A 20031-nucleotide genomic window follows, 5' to 3' on the forward strand; every position below is an offset into this window, starting at 1 on the left:
TCAGGCGGTCCAGCGCACCCAGCGGCCGTGGAAATCGGCGCGCCCCAGCGCGATGGTCCGGTCGCCGGGCCACAGCCGCAGCAAAAGCCCCGCGCCGGGGCCGTCGCCGTCGGCCTCGTAGCGCAGCCAGGCCAGCGGGGTGTCGGCGTAGGCGCGCGCGCCGGCGGCCTCGATCCGCGCGGCCCCCTCGCGCTGGCGCGCGGCCGGCAGATATTGCCAGGCGACGGTGCTCCAGATCAGGTGCAGGGTGCCGGGCCGTGGGGCCAGCCGGCTGGCAAGCCAATCCACGGCGTCGGCGCGTTCGGGCTGCGGCGGGCCGGCGGCGATCGCGGCCTCGGTTAGGGTGCGGCGGTGCGGCTGGTCGGGCCAGAGATAGGCCAGCAGGCGCAACCGTTGCGCCGGGTCGGTCACGTCGATCGGGTTCAGATCGACGCCCGCACGAGCGCGCACGCGCAGCGGCGCAGGGGCGGGCAGGGCGCCCTGCCAGTCGGGCGTCAGGCGCAGCACGGCATCGGCCGGCCCCAGGGGGCCCAGGGCAAATCGGTCCCACATCAGGTTCAGCCCGGCGCTGGCGCCCAGTTCGGTGAACACCATCGGCAGGGGATGGCGCGCGGCCAGCCAGTGGCCGGCGGCGATCAACACGGCGGCGCGGCGCACCTCGTTCGTCTGCGGCGCGTTTTGAACGAAGCCCTCGATAAAGGCCGCTTCGCGCGCCAGCGCCGCCCGCACCGCCTGCCACAGTGCCGCGTCGCTGGACGGGTGCGGGGGATAGACGGCGGCAAGGTCCGCGTGCCCTTGCAGCACCAGCGCATGAAGCGCGCCCGCCAGCCTGAGCGGCACCGATGCCCCCGCCGGGCCCAGTTCTCCCGGCCAGTCGAACAGCCGGCGCGTCAAGGGGGTGTCGTCGGTCAGCCGCTCGCCAAGCAGCGTGCACAGCCGCGCCATGAACGGACTGCCCAGGGCCGCGCAGGCATCCGCTTGCTGGCGCAGGGCCGCGCGCAGCCGCGCGGTCACCGGAACTTGTCCGCCAGCCGCTGCAACGGGCTGCGGCTGTCTTCGGTCGCGGGTTGGGGGGCGGGCTTTGCGGTGGGCGGAGGCGGCGCGCGCCCCGCGTTGCGCGCCGGCGCGACCCGCTGCGCCACGGCGTTCTGGAACCGCGCGCCGTCCCCCGCCGCCAGTGCATCCGCCCCGTCCGCGATCCCGCGCAGCAGATCGTCGAGCCAGTCCTCGTCCGCCTTGGCGAAATCATGCAGCACATAACCCGCGACCGCGTCCTTGTGCCCGGGGTGGCCGATCCCCAGTCGCACCCGCGCGAACCCGTCGCCGATATGCTGAATGATCGAGCGAAGCCCGTTGTGCCCGGCGTGCCCGCCCCCCTGTTTCAACCTGAGCTTGCCGGGCGCCAGGTCCAGTTCGTCGTGCAGCACCATGACATCGGCGGGGGTCAGCTTGAGATAGCGCATCGCCTCGCCCACGGATTGCCCGGACAGGTTCATGAAGGTCTGGGGCTTCAGCAGGACCGCCTTGTCGCCGCCCAGGCGCCCCTCGGCCACCTGGCCCTGAAAGCGCGCCTTCCAGCCGGTAAAACCGTGGTCCTGCGCGATACGGTCCAGCGCCATGAACCCGATGTTGTGACGGTTGCGCGCGTATTGCGCGCCGGGATTGCCAAGGCCGACGATGAGTTTCATGGCCGGCTGTCTACCTTGGGGCGGCGGCGCTGTCCACGGGGCCGCGCGTCCGCGGGGCCCCCGGGGTGGACAAGCGAAAACCCCCGCCCTGGACAGGACGGGGGTTCCAAAGCGTCACCCGCGCAAGGATTACTCCTCGGTGGCTTCCTCGTCGCCGTCTTCGTTGTCGGCCGAACGCAGCCCCGAGGGCGCCGCGAGGTTGGCGATGACGAAGTTGCGGTGGATCGCAGGCTTCACGCCCTCGGGCAGGGCGATGTCTTCGATGTGGATGACGTCGCCGATCTGCTTGCCGGTCAGATCGACCACCAGCTTTTCGGGGATGTCGCCTGCCAGCACGTTCAGTTCGACGTCCGGGCGCACCACGGTCAGCGTGCCGCCACGCTTCAGGCCGGGGGCAGCGGCGTGGTTCACGAATTCGACGTGAACGAACAGGTTGATGCGCGAGGTGCGGCGCAGGCGCATCAGATCGACGTGGGTCGGCAGGTCCTTGACCACGTCGCGCTGCACGGCGCGGCAGATCACGCGGACATCGTCCTGACCCTCGACCTTGAGGTTCCACAGCTGCGACAGGAAACGGCCCTGCTTCAGCTTTTTCAGCAGATAGTTGAAGTCGAAGTCGAGGTTCAGCGGCTCGGCGCCGCCACCATAGACAACGCCCGGCACCTTGCCCGCACGACGAGATTGACGAGCGGCCCCCTTGCCCGACCCCGTCCGGACCTCGGCGATCAGATCGTGGATCTCACCAGCCATATCGGTTCTCCTAAATTCGGTTGGTTACAGGTCACGCCCCTCCAAGGGTGGATGCGCGACCGGGGCCGCATAGCCGAGAACGGCCGCGAAGGAAAGAGGGTATCTGCACCTCTGGACCCCGGCCGCGCGCCGTGGTTGAGTGCCCCGCCACCGTTTCCCAACCGTCAGAGCGCCCGATGCCCGGTTTCGCCCATGCCCTGCGCCTGTCGCGCGCGCCCGCCGTCTGCTTTGCGGGCATGGGGCTGGTCTGGGGCAGTTTCAACGCGGCGCTGCCCGATATCAAGGGCGCAATGGGGGTCAGCGACGGCGCGATGGGCGCGCTGCTGATCTGGGGCTCGGTCGCGGCGATCAGCATGATGACCCTCGCGCCGCGCCTGGGGGGGCCGCTGGGGCGTGCCGCGCTGCCCACCTTCGCGCTGGCCATGGCCGGCGCGCTGGCGCTGATGGCGGGCGCGGGCTCGGCACTGGCCTTCGTGCCGGCGATGATGGCGATGGGGGCCGCCACCGGGGCGCTGGACGTCTTCATGAACGCGCGGCTCTCGGCGATCGAGACGGGCGCGGGGCGCAGCCTGATGAACCTGAACCACGCGCTCTATTCGCTGGCCTTCGCCGCCGCCGCGGTGGCCACCGGGGCGGCCCGGTCGGTCGGACTGGGGGCGCCGGCGATCCTGGGCACGGTCGCGGTTCTGGTGGCGGTTCTGGGGCTGACAAGCTGGGAACGCGACGGCGCCATCGCCGGGCTTGCGCGACCCGCGGGACACAAGGGAGGGCGCCTCGGCCTGTTGCCGATCCTGGGAGGGGGTCTGATCCTGGCCGGGCTGATGACCGAGAACGCGGTCGAGGCCTGGTCCGCGCTCTATGTGGAGCGCGACCTGGGCGGCGCCACCGGGGCCGGGTCGCTGGCGCCGGCGCTGATGGCCCTGACGATGGGCCTGGGGCGGCTGGCGGGTCAGGGCGTCAGTGCCCGGATCGCCGACCGCACGCTTCTGCGCGCGGGCCTGGGCGTGACGATCCTGGGTGTCGCGCTGGTGATCGCGGCCCCCGGCCAGGCCTGGGCCTTTGCCGGATTTGTCGTGCTGGGGCTGGGCGTCTCGGTGGTGGTGCCGACGGCGCTGTCGCTCGTCGGCCGCACCAGTCCCGAGGCCACCCGCACCCGCGCCATCGCCCGCGCCACGGTGCTGGGGTATCTGGGCTATTTTGTCGGACCGCCGCTTCTGGGCCTGATCGCCGAAGTGGCGGGGCTGCGCGGTTCGTTCGGGGTGATCCTGCTGGTGCTGGCGGGCGCCCTGATCCTGGCGCAGGCCCTGACCCGGCGCGGGTAAAGGCAAGGGGGCCAGCCCCCTCGCCGCGTGCGCGGCTCACCCCCGGGATATTTCGGGCACAAAGAAGTGCATGTTTAACAAAGGGTTAAGCCCCTTCTTTGTGCTGAAAATATCCTCCGGGAGGGTCCGGGAGGGTGGAAAACCCTCCCGGCGGTGGCCTCAATCGCGACGGTTGCGCGGGCGCGGGCGGGTCGGGATTTCCTTCAGCAGCCCGCCGACTCCCATCCGGCGGATGTCGTCGCCTGCCACCGGCACGCCGCAGATCAGCCGTTCCAGCACGAAATCCGCGCCGTTCAGCGCCGGGCTGCGGGCGCAGCCCGGCAAGCCGACCACCGGGCGCGCGCCAAGCGTTCCCAGGAACAGCAGGTTGCCCGGATCCACGGGCATCCCGAAATGGGTGACCGTGCCACCGGCGCGGCGCAAGGCTTTGGGCGCGGTGTCGCGTTCATCCGAGGTGGCCGAGGCGGTGAGGATCAGCAAGAGCGCGCCCTCGGCTTTTCGCAGCGCGTCAGATATGGAATTTTCGTCATGGAATACAAGGCATTCCGGGCCAATCTTCACGCCCAGCCGATAGAGCCGCTCGGCGGTGACGCGGTACCCCTTGTCGCTGCCGCCCGCGCCGGTTCGGGCGCCGGTGGTGGTTTCGATCAGGCTGGCGGTGTCCAGCACCGGTCGTGCCAGGGAAAGCGCCGCGGCGCCCAGCGCGCATCCCTTGGAAACAGATGCTTTTTCAAGACCATAGGCGACGATCTTGACGGTCGCGACCATGCCGCCCTGGTCCATGCGGTGCCATTCCGGCACGGTCGCCAGGGTGATCGCCGGGTCGCAGGCATTGACCGCGTGCACCTTGCCCGCGTCGATGCGCGCCAGGCCCGGCCCGTCGGCCAGCAGGTTCACCCGGCCCGTGCCCACCGCTTGCAGTTGCAGGCCGCATCCCTCGGGGGCCAGCGCGCGCGCCAGGGCCAGCGCGGCGGAATCCTCGTCCATGTCCTGGGGGCCCAGACGCGCGACCGTCACCCGCGCATACCCGGCCGTGGCCAGCGCGGCCAGATGGGGTTCCTCCAGCACCGTGCCCTTGCGCAGTCTGCCGGTCGCCAGCGGTTCCGAATGCGCCAGGACTGCGCCCAGCGCCTGTTCCAGCGGGACCGGGCCAAAGTCCATCAGGCGCCCTGCCTCAGCACCCGGGTGACCTGGGCCAGCACCGAGACCGCGATTTCCGCCGGACTTTTCGCGCCGATGTCCAGGCCCACGGGGGCATGGATGCGGGCGATCTGGCTGTCGCTGATCCCGGCGGCCCGCAGCCGCTCCAGCCGCTTTGCATGGGTGCGCGTCGAGCCGAGGCAGCCCAGATAGAACACCGGCGCGGCCAGGGCGGTCAGGATCGCGGGATCGTCGAGCTTGCTGTCGTGCGTCAGCGTGACCACGGCCGTGCGGGCGTCGAGACCTTCGGCGTTCAGGGCTTCGTCCGGCCAGTCGTGGCTGAGGCGCGTCTCGGGGAACCGCTGGGCGCTGGCGAAGGCTTCGCGCGGGTCGATGACCACCGGGTCGTAGCCCGCAAGCCGCGCCATGGGCACCAGCGCCTGGGCGATGTGCACGGCGCCGACGATCAGCATCTTGAGCGGCGGGTTGAACAGGGCGACAAATTCGCCCGTGTCCTCCATCCCCGAGCGGTCGGCACGAAAGCGCGCCGGGTGGTCGTCCGGGCCCAGCAGACGGCGGGTCCAGCCCTCGGGCGTGACGCCATAGGCGATCGGGCGCCGTGCCGCGCGGGCCGCGACGACGGCGGCCAGCAGGGCCTCGGGCATGGCGGGGCCCACGGGTTCCACCAGCACGCGGATCGTGCCGCCACAGGCGAGGCCGACGTTGAACGCGGTCTCGTCGCTGACGCCAAAGGTCAGCAGGCGCGGCTGGCCGTCTGCCAGCGCCTCCAGTGCCTCGACCACGACCGCGCCCTCGACGCAGCCGCCCGAGACCGAGCCCATGATCTCGCCCGCGCCCGAAATTGCCAATTGCGAACCCGCCTGACGGGGCGCCGAGCCCCAGGTCTCGATCACCGTGGCCAGCGCGGCGCCGCGGCCCTGGCGATGCCAGTCAAGGGCGATTTCGGGGATACGGTCGTGCTGCATGGCGGCTCCTCTGGCGGCCGGACTGGGGGCAGTATGACGCCCGACCCGGGGTATTTCCAGCGCGACCTTTGGCGAGGGGGGGGGGAGAGAGGGTCGGCCGCCGCGACCGGGAGGGACACGGCGGCCGGGTTCAAGCCCCAGTTGGCTGACGGGGCCTGATCCTGCGCGCCCGCGGGGGGGGGATTGGGCGCGACGGAACCTGTTCCCTACATGGCGTTTGCAACGCCCGCGTGCAACCGTGCGCGACGAAGGGGCGCGGAAAACCGCCGAGCGTCATTCCGCCAGAAGCGCCAGCAGGCGGGCCTTTTCGCCGTGGTCCGAGGGGTCGGACAAGGCCTGGGCCAGCGCCTCGAGCGAGGCGACGGAATGGCTGGCGCGGAAGGTGTCCACATGGGGCAGCATGGCGCGGATCCCCTGCGCCCGGGGCGCGAACCCGTCCCAGCGCAGCAACGGATTCAGCCAGATCAGCCGTTTCGCGGACAGGTGCAGGCGCTCCATCTCGGTGCGCAAGAGCGCGGGGTCGTCGCGGTCCAGCCCGTCGGTGATGAGCAGCACCACCGCGCCCTGACCCAGCACACGGCGCGACCAGTCGCGGTTGAACTGGTGCAGGCAGGCGCCGATGCGCGTGCCACCCTGCCAGTCGCGGGCCTCGTGCCCGGCGGCGTTCAGCGCGGCATCCACGTCGCGGGTGCGCAGATGGCGGGTGATGTTGGTCAGCCGGGTGCCAAAGGTGAAGGCGTGGACCCGCGCCCAGCCCTGGCCCTGCCGGTTGGCGACCGCGTGCACGAAATGCAGCACCATGCGCGAATAGCTGGCCATCGAGCCCGAGATGTCGCACAGCACCACCAGCGCCGGCCAGCGGGTGGCGGGCTTTCGGTGCGCCAGGGTCAGAACCTCGCCGCCGGTGCGCAGCGCCCCGCGCAGCGTGCGGCGCGGATCGGGCCGGCGGCCGCGCGGATCGGCGGTCAGGCGACGGGTGGGCAGCGGGCGGACCGGCAGCGCCAGACGCGACAGCATCCGCCGGGCACGGGCCGCTTCCGCGGCCGACATCTGTTCGAAATCGAGGCTGCGCAACCGTTCGTCGGCCGAGGCGGTCTGCGTTGCATCGACCTCGATCCGCGGGTCGTCGGGGTCGGTGTCGTCGGAACCGGCAGGCGGTGGCGGGTCGATCCCGTCGAGCAGGGCTTCGGCGGCGCGTTTCGCGGCCGAGGCGGCGACCTCTTCCTCCTGCACGCCGCGGATGGCGGGGAGCATCAGCGCCATCATGTGTTCCATGTAGCGCGGATCGCGCCAGAACAGGCGAAAGACCTGGGCAAAGACCTGCCGTTCCTCGGGGCGCGAGACGAAGACCGCGTGCAGCGTCCAGTAGAAATCCTGCTTCGAGGTGAAGCCAGCCGCGGCGACGGCCTCGATCGCGGTCAGCACGCGGCCGGGGCCGACCGGCAGCCCGGCCTTGCGCAGCGCGCGCGCGAAATGCGTCAGGTTCTGGGTCAGCCTGGGGCTGTCGGGCAGCGCAAGGGCCGTCATGACGGGCTGCCCGTGGCGCGCGCCGGGGCGGTCATGCCGGGGCCAGCGCCTTGCGCGTTTCGTCAAGGAGTTTGCGCGCTTCCGAGCCCTGGATGCGGGCGATGTCGTCCTGGTATTTCAAGATCGCGCCAAGCGTGTCGGCGATCACCTCGGGGGACAGGCTGATGACATCGAGCGCGAGCAGGCATTTGGCCCAGTCGATGGTTTCGGCCACGCCGGGTTTCTTGAACAGGTCCTCGGTGCGCAGGCGCTGGACGAAGGCCACGACCTCGCGGCTGAGGGTCTCGGCAGCTTCCGGCACGCGCGCCGCGAGGATCTCGGCCTCGCGCGCGAAATCGGGGTAATCGACCCAGTGATAGAGGCAGCGGCGTTTCAGCGCGTCGTGCACCTCGCGCGTGCGGTTCGAGGTCAGGATGACGATCGGCGCGGCCGGGGCCTTGACGGTGCCGAGTTCGGGGATCGTGACCTGAAAGTCGCTGAGGGCCTCCAGCAGGAAGGCCTCGAAGGGTTCGTCGGTGCGGTCGATTTCGTCGATCAGCAGCACCGGCGGGCCGCCGGGCTGGTCGCGCATCGCTTGCAGCAGCGGGCGTTCGATCAGGAAGTCGGGGCCGAAGAGGTCGCGGGTCAGCGTCTCGCGGTCGCGGTCGCCGGTGGCCTCGGCGGTGCGGATCGCAACCATTTGCGCGGCAAAGTTCCACTCGTAGACGGCGCTGGCCGCGTCCAGCCCTTCGTAGCATTGCAGCCGGATCAGGCGCCGGCCCAGGGCGGCGGCGAGGGCCTTGGCGATCTCGGTCTTGCCGGTGCCGGCCTCGCCTTCCAGGAACAGCGGGCGGCCCAGTTTCAGCGCCAGGAAAGTGACGGTGGCCAGCGCGCGGCCACAGACATAGTTCTGACCGGCGAGCAGGGCCTGCACGTCGTCGATGGTGGCGAGTTCGGTCACGCGAGCCCCCTCTCACATGGGAATGGGGCCATGCTGGAGAGGCGGCGCGCGGGGGTCAAGCGGTGGCGCGACGGGATGCGACCAATGGACAGGTTCGGCGCCGGACTCAGCGCGCGGCCTCGGCGACGAAACGTTTCAGCAATCCGGTGTCCACGGGCTTGTAAAGCAGCGGAACACCGGCCCGCGCGGCCTTCAGGCGCAGGGGTTCGGCGCGGGTGGCCGACAGCAGGCGCGCGGGCAGCGGGCCGTGTCGGGCGTGCAGCCGCTGCATCAGCGCCAGGCCCGCCTCTTCGCCACCGGGCAGCGCGTCGATCAGCACGAAATCGGGGGCCAGGCCGATCTCGTCGATCAGCGCCAGGGCTTCGGCCGGGTCGGGGGCGTCCAGCACGCTGATCCCCCATCCGTCAAGGAGATGGGTCAGGGCGCGGCGCATGTCGGGATCGGCGGCCACCAGCAGCCCGATCAGGTCGCGGGGCGGCAAGGCGGCGGGATCGGTTGGTTCAGCCGTGGTCGCGTGGGGCGCCGGCGCATCGGCCGCCGCGCCCAGGTGCAGCACAAAGCGCGATCCGCGCCCGACCCGCGAATCGAGCGTGACCACATGCCCGAGCAGCGCCGTGGCGCGTTCGACGATGGCCAGCCCCAGACCCATCCCCTCGGACGCCGAGGCGCGGGCGTTCAGACGGTGGAATTCGCGGAAGATCGCCTCGCGTTCGGTTTCGGGGATGCCGGGGCCGGTGTCGGTGATCTCGACCCGCAGTCCGGCCGCGCCCTTGCGCACCCCGATCAGCACGCCGCCCGTGCGGGTATAGCGCAGCGCGTTGCCAATGAGGTTCTGCAAGATGCGCCGCAGCCAGGTCGGATCGGACAGCACCACGCCCGACCCGGCCCTCAGGCGCAGGCGCAGCCCCTTGGCAGCGGCCAGCGGGGCGAATTCCTGCGTCAGGCGCGCCAGCAGCGGGGCCAGCGGCACCGGCGTCAGCGGCACCTCGAGCCGGCCGCTCTCCAGCCGCGAGATGTCGAGCAGGGCGTCGAGGATCGTCTCGACCGACTCGAGGGCCGAGCGGGTCTTGTCCAGGGCCTCGATCGCGCGAGGCGCCAGACCGGCATCCTCGATCGAGGCGAGGAACAGCTTGGCGGCCGAGAGCGGTTGCAGCAGGTCGTGCGAGGCGGCGGCGACAAAGCGCGCGCGCGTCGCGTTGGCGCGTTCGGCGCGGCCCAGCGCCTCGCCCAGTTCCAGGGTGCGGGCTGCCACCCGGGCCTCGAGTGTTTCGTTGGCGCGGCTCAGCGCGGCAATGGCGCGCCGTTCGCTGGTTACATCGGTGAACGAGATGACGAAGCCGCCGTCGGGCATTTCCTGCACGAACATGTCCAGGATCGCGTCGGCGTCGCGGGTGATGGTGACGCGCAGCGGCGCCCGGTCGATCCGTCGCTGCACCCAGTCGCGCAAGTCCCGCGCCTGCAGGCCGCCGGCGGCGCGCAGATGTTCGGTCATGCCCTCGACCAGATCGTCGAACGCCAGGCCAAGGCGGAACCGCGTGCGGTGGATGGCCAACAATTCGGCCGCGCGGTCGTTCCAGCCGATCAGCCGCGCATCGCTGTCGAAAATGCACACGCCCTGGCTGATGTGATCGAGCGTCGCGCGCACGACCCGCGCCTGATCGTCCAGAAGCCGCCCCCGCGCGGCGCGTTCGGCGCGCAGGATGTCGGTGATGTCGGTCTGCAAGATGACCGTGCCGCCGTCGCGGGTGCGATGTTCGGACACCTGCAACCAGCGGTCCCCGGTCAGCGCCACGGTGAAGACCACGCTGCGGTCCTGATGGCGGCGCAGCCTTTGCAGCGCCCAGTCCTGCGCCGTCACGCCCTGAGGCAGCGACAACTGGCCCGAGCGGCTGACCAGTTCGACGTATCCCGCGAAATTCAGACCCGGTTTCAGGAAGGGGCGAATATCCTGCAATTGCAGGCCAAAGCGCGAGTTGCTCAGCACCAGCACGTCGTTCGCATCGAACAGGCCGAACCCTTCGCGCACCGTCTCGATGGCGTCGGTCAGGTTGCGGCGCGCGGCCTCGGCTTCGCGGTTGGCGGCGGCGAGATGCGCGTTCGAGACGTGGAGCAGATCGAGCGCGTCGCCCAGCTCGCGGGTCCGCACGCGGATCTGATCCTCGAGCAGGGCGGCGCGTTCGAACTGGGCATAGGACGCTTCGGACAGGTCGGTGTCGCGTTCGACGCGGCGCATCAACACCTCGGCGATCGCCTTGAGTTTGGCGATCTGCCGACCGGGCGGGTCGGCGGGGTTGACCAGATCCTCGGCGCTCATGCCGGGTCCGGGGTGGCGGCGGGCGGCGGATACAGCGCCACCCCCGTCAGCGTCTGGTTGACATGCATCCCGTTCAACTGCTCGCCATAGGTCGAAAAGCCGGTGACCCGGTGGGCGCGAAACAGCGCCGAGATGTGGCCTGACAACTGCTTTTCCTGCGCCTCCATGCGGCGCAGGACGCAGTCGCAGGCCAGGATTGCGGCCGGGGCGCGCGTCCCGGCGATGTCGGCGAGGGCGCGGCCCAGGTGGTCGGTCATGTCCTCGGCCTCGGCCAGGGTCAGGACCAGCCCGTCGTCGATGGCGGAAAAGAAGATCAGGTCGCCCGTCTGTTCGTCCACCTGCCGGATCGAGCGCACGTGATGGCGCCCACCGATGCGCACGACGACCGGATGCGCGGCAAAGGTGAAGGGCGTCAGTTGCGCGGGGTCCTTGCCCAGAAGCCGGGCGTATTCGCGCGCGGCGGGTTCGGCGTTGATGGTGTGCACGACGCGGCGCGAGGGGTCGGCGCCCGTCACCACCATGCGCCGTCCGGTGGGGCGGAAATGGTCGAACTTGAACACCCGGACGGGGCAGTCGGTGCGCACCACGGCCGCCACCGCCGCATTGCGCAACGCCCGCCCGTCGCTGAAGACGAAGGTTTCCAGGAACCGCGTGCCATCCGCCGCCGAGCCGCCGAACAGCGGCGTCGCCCCGAGGCCGGGCGCCAGGGTCGAGGCCAGCGCGTCCTCGCGCGCGCTGAGCCCGTCCACCAGCAGGAACACGAAATCATGGTCCCAGCGCGGCACGAGGCGGGCCAGCGTGGTGCGGGCGCGGATCAGGTCGCCAATCACGGCCTGCGTGTCGAACCCACCCAGATCGGGGATCGTCAGGATCTCGGCGCGGAAGTGTTGCGCGGGCAGGGCCGTGGCGACAATCAGCCCCTCGGCATAGCCTTGCGCACCGATCTCGCCGGCGGTGGTGCAGCCGATCACCGGGATCGGCGCCAGCCTGTCCGTGAGCGCGCGCACCAGCGCCGCCAGATCGGGCACCCGGGGCGAGGCGAAGATCACCACCAGCGCAAAGGGGCCGGGCCCCAGCGCCGCCGCCAGCGCCGCCGCCGCGTCGGGGTCGGTGGCGGATACCTCGGCCGTGCGGATCAACGGTTCGTCCATGGCCGTGCTGCGCTCCTTGCGGCCGCCTGTTGGTGCGAGGCGCCGAGGCTAGGGCCGGGTCGGGCGATTGTCCAGCGTCAGCCCTTGCGCGCGACGATGAACCGGGCGGGCGGCGCGGCGGGATAGTTGCCGGTCTCGACGATCTGGAACCCGGCGTCCGCGATCTGCCGCTCAAGCCGTTCGATGGACAGGAAATTGACCCAGGGCGCGCGGCCGATCAGCCGCATCGCCGCGATCACCGGCTGCAACAGCCGGTAGCGCCCGCTCAGGCAGGCGGTTTTCGTGATGAACAGGCCGCCCGGCTTCAACAGCGCGTGGGCGTGGGCTGCCTCGGCCCCGGGATCGCGGGTCAGGTGCAGCAGGTTGAAGGCCAGCACCGCGTCATAGGGGCCCGGGCCCAGCGCCGCGTCGCCCAGCGCGCCCTGCACGCAGGTCACGTTGCCGATGCCCGCGGCGGCCAGTTTCTCGCGGCCGATGGTCACCATCCCGGCGGCGATGTCCGAGGCGGTGATCGCGGCGACATGGGGCGCCAGCCGGATCGCGGTCGAGGCGGTTCCGCAACCGACCTCGAGCACCCGGTCGCCAGGGCGCAGATGGGCGCGGGTGCGGGTCAGCGTGGTTTCCCAGGCGTCCGGGTTGGCGACGGGTCGGGCCGCGTAGGCGCGGGCGACACGATCCCAGAAAGCAGCGTCGGTCATGGCGGGTCTCCGTTGGGTGAGACGGGGCTATAGCCTGCGCCGGATCAAAAGAGAATTGCATGGATTGGCATGGATGCTATGCAGGTTTGCATGAATTGGTCCGCCATCGCCTTTGACTGGAACCAGGCCCGCGCCTTTCTGGCGGCGGCCGAGGAGGGCAGCTATTCCGCCGCGGCGCGGGCGCTGGGTCTGGCCCAGCCGACACTGGGGCGGCAGATCGCGGCGCTGGAGCGGTCGCTGGGCGTCGCACTGTTCGAACGGATCGGCCGCGGGGTGGTGCTGACGCCGGCAGGGGCGGATCTGCGGGCGCATGTGCGGGCGATGGCCGACGCGGCGGCGCGGGTTGCGCTGGTCGCGGCCGGGCAGGCCGAGGATGTGGCGGGCTCTGTCAGCCTGTCGGCCAGCGATGCGATGGCGGCCTATGTGCTGCCCGAAATCGTGGACGGGCTGCGGCGGCGCCAGCCGGAGATCCATCTGCGGCTGGTGGTGACCAACGCGCTGAGCGACCTGCTGCGGCGCGAGGCGGATATCGCGCTGCGTCATGTCCGGCCGCGCGAACCCGATCTGGTGGCGCGTCGGATCGACGCGGGGCGCGCGTATCTTTATGCCGCGCCGTCCTTTCTGGCGCGGCACGGCCTGCCCGCGGATGTGGCGGCGCTGCGCGGCCTGCCCTTTGTCGGCCTGATCGATCCCGATCGCATGGCGCCCTTGTTGCAGGGCCACGGGCTGCCGGTGACGGCGGCGGATATTCCGCTGACCTCGGACAGTTCGGTCGCGGGATGGGAGATGGTCCGGCGTGGCCTGGGCATCGGGCTGATGTTCGAGCGCATCGCCCGCATGACGCCCGATGTCGCGCGCATCGTGCCCGGGTTCGCCGGCGTGCCGGTGGCGTTGTGGCTGACGACGCACCGCGACCTGCACCGCTCGCGCCGCATCCGGCTGGTGTTCGACCACCTGGCCGAGGCGCTGTCTGGCCCGGGCGCGGCACCGGATTGACGCGGGGCGCGCGTTTTGTCGGATCGGGGGGGTGTTTCGCCCTCGGCCGGGAGGCTTCCAGCCTCCAGCCCTCGGGCGACCCGCCGGGGGGCGCTGCCCCCCGGACCCCCCGGGATATTTCCGGCACAAAGATGGGGGGCGGCGGCGCCCTTGGTTTTTGGCGCCGCCGCCCCCGTCGCCGCCCCCGTCATGGGGAGGTGTTGCAGGTTGCCCGGCGTGCGGTCAGGCGAGGCCCTTGCAGAAGGTCTGGATGCGGGTGCAGGCCTCGGTCAGGGCGGCGTCCGAGGTGGCGTAGCTCACGCGGAAGTTCGGGCTGAGGCCGAAGGCCGCGCCGAACACCACCGCGACGCCGGTTTCCGCCAGCAGCGCCTTGGCGAAGACTTCGTCATTCTCTATCCGCGTGCCGCCGGCCGAGGTCTTGCCGATGCAGCCCGAGATGTCGGGATAGACATAGAAGGCGCCTTCGGGTTTGGGGCAGGTGATGCCGGGCGCTTCGTTCAGCATGTCCACCACCAGGTTGCGGCGGCGCTGGAAGGCCTCGCGGAACGGGCCGAGGAACTCTTGCGGGCCGTTGAGGGCCTCGAGCGCGGCGTATTGCGACACCGACGAGGGGTTCGAGGTCGATTGCGACTGGATCGTCGCCATCGCCTTGATGAGAGCGACGGGGCCCGCCGCGTAGCCGATGCGCCAGCCGGTCATGGCATAGGCTTTCGACACGCCGTTGCAGGTGAGGGTGCGGTCGTAGAGGCCGGGTTCCACCTGGGCCGGCGTCACGAAGGTGAAATCGTCGAACACCAGGTGCTCATACATGTCGTCGGACATCACCCAGACATGCGGGTGGCGCATCAGCACATCGGTCAGCGCCTTCAACTCGGTCAAAGCGTAGCCCGCGCCGGTGGGGTTCGACGGCGAGTTGAAGATGAACCATTTGGTCTTTGGGGTGATCGCCGCTTCCAGTTGTTCGGCGGTGATCTTGAAGTCGGTGTCCAGGCTGGCCTCGACCGGGACGGGGGTGCCGCCGGCGAGCAGCACCATGTCGGGGTAGCTGACCCAGTAGGGCGCGGGGATGATGACCTCGTCGCCGGGGTTCAGCGTGGCCATCAGCGCGTTGTAGAGGATCTGCTTGCCGCCAGTGCCGACGCTGACCTGCTGTGGGGTGTAGGTCAGGCCGTTCTCGCGCAGGAATTTGGCGCAAATCGCCTGTTTCAGCTCCGGAATGCCATCCACGGCGGTGTATTTCGTGCGGCCGGCGTCGATCGCGGCCTTGGCGGCGTCCTTGATGTTCTGCGGCGTGTCGAAATCGGGTTCGCCCGCGCCCAGGCCGATGACGTCCTTGCCGGCGGCCTTCATCTCGGCGGCCATGTTGGTGACGGCGATGGTGGCCGAGGGTTTCACGCGCAGGATGGTATCGGAAAGGAACGGCATCGGGGCCTCCGGTTTGTGTTTTCCGGGCCCATCTCTTAGGATGCGCCCCGATCCCGTTCAAGGGCGAAAGCAGGCGCGGCACGCGCGCCGTATCGCACCGAAAACCAAGGAGGGACGAATGACGGATTCCTGGTACTCCGACGATCAGGCCACGCTGGGCGACCGGCTGGCGGCGGCTCGCGACGCGGGCGGGCTGACACAGAACGAACTGGCGCAACGCCTGGGCGTGCGCGCCAAGACGCTGCGCGATTGGGAGAACGACCTGAGCGAGCCGCGCGCCAACCGTTTGCAGATGCTGGCGGCGCTTCTCGGCGTGTCGCTGCGTTGGCTGCTGACCGGCGAGGGCGACGATGTCTCGCCGCCCGGCGCCGACACGCCGCAACCGGACCCGGCGCTGAAACAGGCGCTGTCGGACCTGCGCGCCCTGCGCGGCGAATTGCTGCGCATGGGGGAAAAGCTGGGACGACTGGAAAAGACCCTGCGGTTGCAGACCGCCCTGGCCCCCGAGGTGCGACGTGAGTGACGAGAACCGGCTCAAGCGGCTGAGAATGCGGTCCTGGCGGCGCGGGATCAAGGAGATGGACCTGATCCTGGGACCCTTTGCCGACGATTGGCTGGCGCGGCTGGACGACAGCGCGCTGGACACGTTCGAAGCGATCCTGGGCGAGAACGACCACGATCTCTATCAATGGGTCACGGCGCGGATCGGACGGCACGACGCGGCGGGGGGGCAGGCCGCGCTGGGGCCGTCGGCCTATGACGCGCTCATGACCGAGATCGCGCGCCACGCCGCGGCGCGGCTCGAACGCTGATCGCCGCGCCACGCAGCAAGAAGGCCGGGTCGCGTGACCCGGCCTTTTGTTGTCGCCGTCTCGGGCGGGTTACTTGCCCGCGGGGGCCTGCGGCATCGGCGCGGCGGCCGAGATGCTGATCGACGACTGGCAGGTGGAAGAGCTGAACGTGCCGACCCAGATGTCATAGCGACCGGCGGGGGCGTCGGGGATCGACAGGGCCGGCTGCAAATCGTTGGTGTCGTCGTTGAATTGCCAGGCGGTGGTCGGGTCGTTGACCAGAAGCACCGTGTCGCACTGGCCCTGAACGCTGATGTTCAGCGTGACATTCTGCTGGCCTTGCGGGTCGTAATACAGCGAGAAGTCGGGCGCCTGCGCGACATAGCCGTGGCCCGGGACGTTGCACTGGTTCTGGAACAGGCTGACCTGGCCGCCGGCGATCACCGGGCGGGTCTCGTTGCCGCCGGCGCTCAGATGCACCTCGGCGCCACCCAACGACCATTCGGGGCAGGCCGACGGCTGCGGCTGCGTCTGGCCACCGCCCGACGGCGGGAAGGTCTCGGCCACCAGGGTGGCCTGGCAGGCGTTCGAGCCGAAGGTGCCGACCCAGATGTCATAGCGCCCGGTGGGGGCGTTCGGCAGGCGAACGCGCGGCTGCAAGGTGCCATCCGAGTCGTCTTGATACATCCACTGCCCCGACGAATCGTTGATCAGCATCGTCGTGTCGCAGTCCGATTGCACCCGGAATTCCAGGTCCCGGCCAAGGTTGCGCGCATCGTAATTGATGGTGAAGCTGGGTTGCGGCGTGACGCGGCCGTAGCCCTGCACACCGGGCAGGGTGGTGCATTGGCTCAGGTCCAGCCCGCCGCCGGCATAGATCTGGAATTGCTGGGGCACCCAGGCGGTTTCGGCATCGGTCGTGATCGGAACGCCGTTGAGTTGCCAGTTCGGGCATTGTTGCGCCGAAGCGGCGCCGGCCAGCGAAAGGCACAGGGCCGCGCCAGCGGCGGCCAGACGAAGACCATGGGAAATACTTGGCATCAAGGACATGGACAACTCCTGAAATAGAGGCGGGTATGGGCGCAGGGTGGAACCGTTCGGGGTTTCAGTCAAGGGTCAAGGCGGGCGCCGGGGCCGCTTGCGGACCCGGTTCGCCATGGGTCGCGCGCGCCGTTCAAAGGGTTCAATCGAAAGGGGCCGTCCCCGCGGTGGGCGGGGACGGCGGGCGGTTTCAGAAGGATTCGACGCTCAGTTGCGCGTCGCAGGTTTCCGGGCCGAAGGTGCCGACCCAGATGTCGTATTGGCCCGAAGGCGCCGCCGGGATGCGGATCGCGGGATCCGACCCGTTGGTGTCGTCGTTGAACAGCCATTCGCCCGAGGCGCTGTTCACCAGCAGCACCGTATCGCAGCTGCCGCTCACGCGCAGTTCCAGCGCGCGGCCCATGCCGAGATCGTCGTATTGCAAGGTGAAGTCGGGGTTCTCGACGACATAGCCGTTGCCCGGCATGTCGCCGCACTGGCCAAGGTCGATGTCGCCGCCGGCGACGACCTGGGTCGATTGCGCGGTCCAGACCTGTTCGGCGTCATAGGCCAACGGCGCGCCGCTGACCGCGTAGCTGGGGCAGGCTGCCGAGGCGACTGCGGGCAGGGCGAGGGTGAAGACCGCGGCAAGCGCGGCCCGAAACACAGTGTTCATGGCAACTCCTTTGATGAACGCGCCAGCGTTGCCCGCGCCCCCGAAATCCGTCAATCAGGTTTCAACCGACTGACATTCTTGTGATTTTTCCGAACCGGAGCGGATCTTTGGGCGATAGCGCAAACGGTGTTGCGCTTAACCGGCTATTTGCAATTTGTGGACAAGAATGGCGACCGAACCCTCATTGGTGGAGCCGCGCATGAGTTTTCACAGCCACGTCAAACCCGCCACGCCCCCCGGGCATGACGAGGGGCCGCCGGGCGGTCTGTTGTCCGGCTATCTCGACAGCCTCGCATTGGTCGAGCGGCTGCACCGGCTGCTGCTCGATGTCATCAAGGACGAGTTCGAACGATTGGGCATCCTGGACATCAACGCGGTGCAAGCGCTGCTGCTGTTCAACATTGCCGACAACGAGGTGACCGCGGGCGAGTTGAAGACGCGCGGATATTACCAGGGCTCGAACGTCAGTTACAATCTGAAGAAGCTGGTCGAAAACGGCTACATGCATCATGCCCGATGCGAGATCGACCGACGGTCGGTGCGCGTCAGCCTGACCCCGCGCGGGCACGAGGTGCGGTCGGTTGTCGCGGATCTCTTTGCGCGCCATGCCGACGGGTTGATCGGCAAGCGGGTCGTGGCCGCGGGCGAGCTTGACACCATCAACGGCGCGCTGAAACGGATGGAACGCTACTGGGCCGATCAGATCCGCTATATCTATTGATCGCGCGGCGGCCCGACGGTCCGCGCCGCCATTGGCCATGGCCCGGGCCGCGCGCGTTTCGCCGGTCGCGGTTCCCTCAGCTTGCGCCCAGTTTCGCCTTCCGCGCCGCCCGCAGCCGCGCAAAATCGTCGCCGGCGTGATAACTGGAGCGGGTCAGCGGCGTCGCGGACACCATCAGAAACCCCTTGCCATAAGCGGTCTTTTCGTAGGCGGAGAATTCCTCGGGCGGGACGAAGCGTTCGACCGCGTGATGCTTGGGCGTCGGTTGCAGATACTGCCCGATCGTCAGGAAATCGACATCGGCGCTGCGCATGTCATCCATCACCTGCGTGACGCCCTGCCGGTCCTCGCCCAGCCCGACCATGATGCCCGATTTGGTGAAGATCATCGGGTCCAGTTGCTTGACCCGCTGCAACAGCCGGAGCGAATGGAAATACCGCGCACCGGGGCGCACCGTCGGGTAAAGGCCAGGGACGGTTTCCAGGTTGTGGTTGAACACATCGGGACGCGCGGCGACGACAACTTCCAGCGCCTCGGGGCCGCACCGCAGGAAATCGGGCGTCAGGATCTCGATCGTGGTTTCGGGCGCGCGGTGGCGCACGGCGCGGATCGTCTGGGCGAAATGCTCGGCCCCGCCGTCGGCCACATCATCGCGATCGACCGAGGTGATGACCACATGCTTCAGGCCCAGCGTCGCCACCGCATGGGCGACGCGCCCCGGTTCGAAGGCGTCCAGCGCCTCGGGCTTGCCGGTCGCCACGTTGCAGAAGGTGCAGCCCCGGGTGCAGATCTCGCCCATGATCATCATCGTCGCGTGGCCCTGCGACCAGCATTCGCCGACGTTCGGGCAGCCGGCCTCCTCGCAGACCGTGGCCAGCTTGTTGTCGCGCATGATGCGGCGGGTTTCGTTGTAACCCGGGCCACCCGGCGCCTTGACGCGAATCCACGCCGGTTTCTTGGGCTGCGCCTGGTCCGGGCGATGCGCTTTCTCGGGGTGGCGCTGGTCGGGCAGTTTGAGGTCGCGCATCGGGTCCTCCGCTCGCGGATGGCTGCGCCGGGACATAGCGCGCCAGGCGCCGCAAGGCAAGAAAACCCCGCGGCAAGCAGGCTTGCGCGGGGTGCAAGGCGGTCAGGCCGCCGGGATGCGCGGGGGGGGGGGCGGGCGCTTGCGTGGGCCGGCCCCCCGGGCGCGGCCGATCAGGCGGCGGCTTCGCGATTGGCCTCGATCAGCCAGTTCAGCACGGTTTCGGGCGACGACACGCCATAGGGGTCCGCGCCATGGTTGTCCGACAGGCCGGGCTCTTCGAACCAGGCCTCGACCACGCCGTCGCGCACGATGGCGGCATAGCGCCACGACCGCAGGCCGAACCCGAGATTGTCCTTGCGCACCAGCATCCCCATGCGGCGGGTGAACTCGCCCGAGCCGTCGGGGATCACCTTGACGTTCTTCAGACCCTGGTCGATCGCCCATTTGTTCATGACGAAGCTGTCGTTGACCGACATGCAGTAGATGTCGTCGATGCCCTGCGCCTTGAAGTCCTCGTAGCCGTTCTCGAACCCGGGGAGCTGATAGGTCGAGCAGGTCGGCGTGAAGGCACCGGGCAGCGAGAACAGCACCACGCGCTTGCCTTTGAAATAGTCCGCCGTGGTCAGGTCCTGCCAGCGGAACGGGTTCGGACCCCCGACACTTTCATCGCGAACGCGGGTGTGAAAGGTCACTTCAGGAAGACGAAAGCCGGTATGCATGAGAGAACTCACCGTTGAATTGCAAGAGGTTAGGCCAGCGCGAGTCGCTGACCTTGCTTCCTTTCTAGAACGATTCCAAGTCGCGCTGCAATTGCGAAAAAGATCTATTTGCAATGCAGCATTTTGCGACACCCGCACGG

20 protein-coding genes are annotated in these 20031 nt (G+C 69.5%); 5 read left to right on the forward strand and 15 right to left on the reverse strand.

What is annotated here, in order from left to right; genetic code table 11:
* The 3 genes from H6900_11800 to H6900_11810 form a co-directional block, all read right to left on the reverse strand.
* Positions 1-1014 (reverse strand): DUF2332 family protein, encoded by a 1014-nt coding sequence (locus H6900_11800; protein MCC0073961.1) that lies wholly within the window; start codon positions 1012-1014, stop codon positions 1-3.
* Positions 1011-1688 carry an aminoacyl-tRNA hydrolase gene (locus H6900_11805; GenBank protein ID MCC0073962.1) on the reverse strand — a complete coding sequence of 226 codons (678 nt, stop codon included), beginning with the start codon at positions 1686-1688 and terminating at the stop codon, positions 1011-1013. The genes H6900_11800 and H6900_11805 overlap by 4 nt, the downstream gene beginning before the upstream one ends.
* 129 nt (positions 1689-1817) lie before the next feature.
* The gene (locus tag H6900_11810; GenBank protein ID MCC0073963.1) at positions 1818-2438 is read right to left on the reverse strand and encodes a 50S ribosomal protein L25/general stress protein Ctc; all 621 of its coding nucleotides are present in this window, start codon (positions 2436-2438) and stop codon (positions 1818-1820) included.
* A 176-nt stretch (positions 2439-2614) separates the two neighbouring features.
* Here H6900_11810 and H6900_11815 point away from each other — a divergent pair, with 176 nt between their 5' ends.
* A complete protein-coding gene (locus tag H6900_11815; protein ID MCC0073964.1) occupies positions 2615-3760 on the forward strand; it encodes an MFS transporter in 1146 nt (381 codons plus the stop codon).
* Between the two features lie 159 nt (positions 3761-3919).
* Here the strand turns inward: H6900_11815 and H6900_11820 are convergent, their stop codons facing one another.
* The 7 genes from H6900_11820 to H6900_11850 all read right to left on the reverse strand — a co-directional run bounded on the left by H6900_11820 (position 3920) and on the right by H6900_11850 (position 12516).
* Positions 3920-4921, reverse strand: coding sequence for a molybdopterin-binding protein (locus H6900_11820; GenBank protein MCC0073965.1), 1002 nt, complete (start codon positions 4919-4921; stop codon positions 3920-3922).
* Entirely contained in the window at positions 4921-5886 is a 966-nt protein-coding gene (locus tag H6900_11825; GenBank protein ID MCC0073966.1) for an XdhC family protein, read from the reverse strand. The genes H6900_11820 and H6900_11825 overlap by 1 nt, the downstream gene beginning before the upstream one ends.
* A gap of 273 nt (positions 5887-6159) precedes the next feature.
* The gene (locus H6900_11830) at positions 6160-7413 is read right to left on the reverse strand and encodes a VWA domain-containing protein (protein MCC0073967.1); all 1254 of its coding nucleotides are present in this window, start codon (positions 7411-7413) and stop codon (positions 6160-6162) included.
* Positions 7414-7444: 31 nt separating this feature from the next.
* Positions 7445-8353: a MoxR family ATPase gene (locus H6900_11835; GenBank protein MCC0073968.1), complete on the reverse strand. Its 909-nt coding sequence runs from the start codon at positions 8351-8353 to the stop codon at positions 7445-7447.
* 106 nt (positions 8354-8459) lie between these two features.
* Positions 8460-10667 carry a PAS-domain containing protein gene (locus H6900_11840; GenBank protein MCC0073969.1) on the reverse strand — a complete coding sequence of 736 codons (2208 nt, stop codon included), beginning with the start codon at positions 10665-10667 and terminating at the stop codon, positions 8460-8462.
* Positions 10664-11818, reverse strand: a complete 1155-nt coding sequence (locus H6900_11845; protein MCC0073970.1) for an FIST C-terminal domain-containing protein — start codon at positions 11816-11818, stop codon at positions 10664-10666. The genes H6900_11840 and H6900_11845 overlap by 4 nt, the downstream gene beginning before the upstream one ends.
* A 77-nt stretch (positions 11819-11895) precedes the next feature.
* The gene (locus H6900_11850; protein MCC0073971.1) at positions 11896-12516 is read right to left on the reverse strand and encodes a class I SAM-dependent methyltransferase; all 621 of its coding nucleotides are present in this window, start codon (positions 12514-12516) and stop codon (positions 11896-11898) included.
* Between the two features lie 90 nt (positions 12517-12606).
* Between H6900_11850 and H6900_11855 the strand changes: the two genes are divergently transcribed.
* Entirely contained in the window at positions 12607-13512 is a 906-nt protein-coding gene (locus tag H6900_11855; protein ID MCC0073972.1) for a LysR family transcriptional regulator, read from the forward strand.
* A gap of 222 nt (positions 13513-13734) precedes the next feature.
* Here the strand turns inward: H6900_11855 and H6900_11860 are convergent, their stop codons facing one another.
* On the reverse strand, positions 13735-14937 hold the full coding sequence (locus H6900_11860; protein ID MCC0073973.1) for a pyridoxal phosphate-dependent aminotransferase: 1203 nt from the start codon (positions 14935-14937) through the stop codon (positions 13735-13737).
* Between the two features lie 118 nt (positions 14938-15055).
* Here H6900_11860 and H6900_11865 point away from each other — a divergent pair, with 118 nt between their 5' ends.
* Complete coding sequence (locus H6900_11865; protein ID MCC0073974.1) at positions 15056-15460, forward strand: helix-turn-helix transcriptional regulator; 405 nt, start codon at positions 15056-15058, stop codon at positions 15458-15460.
* A gap of 25 nt (positions 15461-15485) precedes the next feature.
* On the forward strand, positions 15486-15749 hold the full coding sequence (locus H6900_11870; GenBank protein MCC0073975.1) for a succinate dehydrogenase assembly factor 2: 264 nt from the start codon (positions 15486-15488) through the stop codon (positions 15747-15749).
* A gap of 69 nt (positions 15750-15818) precedes the next feature.
* On the opposite strand, the gene H6900_11875 is transcribed toward H6900_11870, so the two are convergent.
* Both H6900_11875 and H6900_11880 read right to left on the reverse strand, forming a co-directional pair.
* Positions 15819-16769 carry a hypothetical protein gene (locus H6900_11875; GenBank protein MCC0073976.1) on the reverse strand — a complete coding sequence of 317 codons (951 nt, stop codon included), beginning with the start codon at positions 16767-16769 and terminating at the stop codon, positions 15819-15821.
* Between the two features lie 190 nt (positions 16770-16959).
* Positions 16960-17424, reverse strand: coding sequence for a hypothetical protein (locus tag H6900_11880; protein ID MCC0073977.1), 465 nt, complete (start codon positions 17422-17424; stop codon positions 16960-16962).
* A gap of 199 nt (positions 17425-17623) precedes the next feature.
* On the opposite strand from H6900_11880, the gene H6900_11885 reads away from it, so the two are divergent.
* Positions 17624-18145, forward strand: a complete 522-nt coding sequence (locus H6900_11885; protein ID MCC0073978.1) for a MarR family transcriptional regulator — start codon at positions 17624-17626, stop codon at positions 18143-18145.
* 76 nt (positions 18146-18221) lie between these two features.
* Here the strand turns inward: H6900_11885 and lipA are convergent, their stop codons facing one another.
* Together lipA and H6900_11895 are read right to left on the reverse strand one after the other, a co-directional pair.
* On the reverse strand, positions 18222-19172 hold the full coding sequence (gene lipA, locus H6900_11890) for a lipoyl synthase (GenBank protein MCC0073979.1): 951 nt from the start codon (positions 19170-19172) through the stop codon (positions 18222-18224).
* A gap of 170 nt (positions 19173-19342) precedes the next feature.
* Entirely contained in the window at positions 19343-19891 is a 549-nt protein-coding gene (locus H6900_11895) for a peroxiredoxin (protein ID MCC0073980.1), read from the reverse strand.
* Positions 19892-20031: the final 140 nt, after the last annotated feature.

Origin of the sequence: Rhodobacter sp., assembly GCA_020637515.1 — a bacterium.
GTDB lineage: Bacteria > Pseudomonadota > Alphaproteobacteria > Rhodobacterales > Rhodobacteraceae > Pararhodobacter.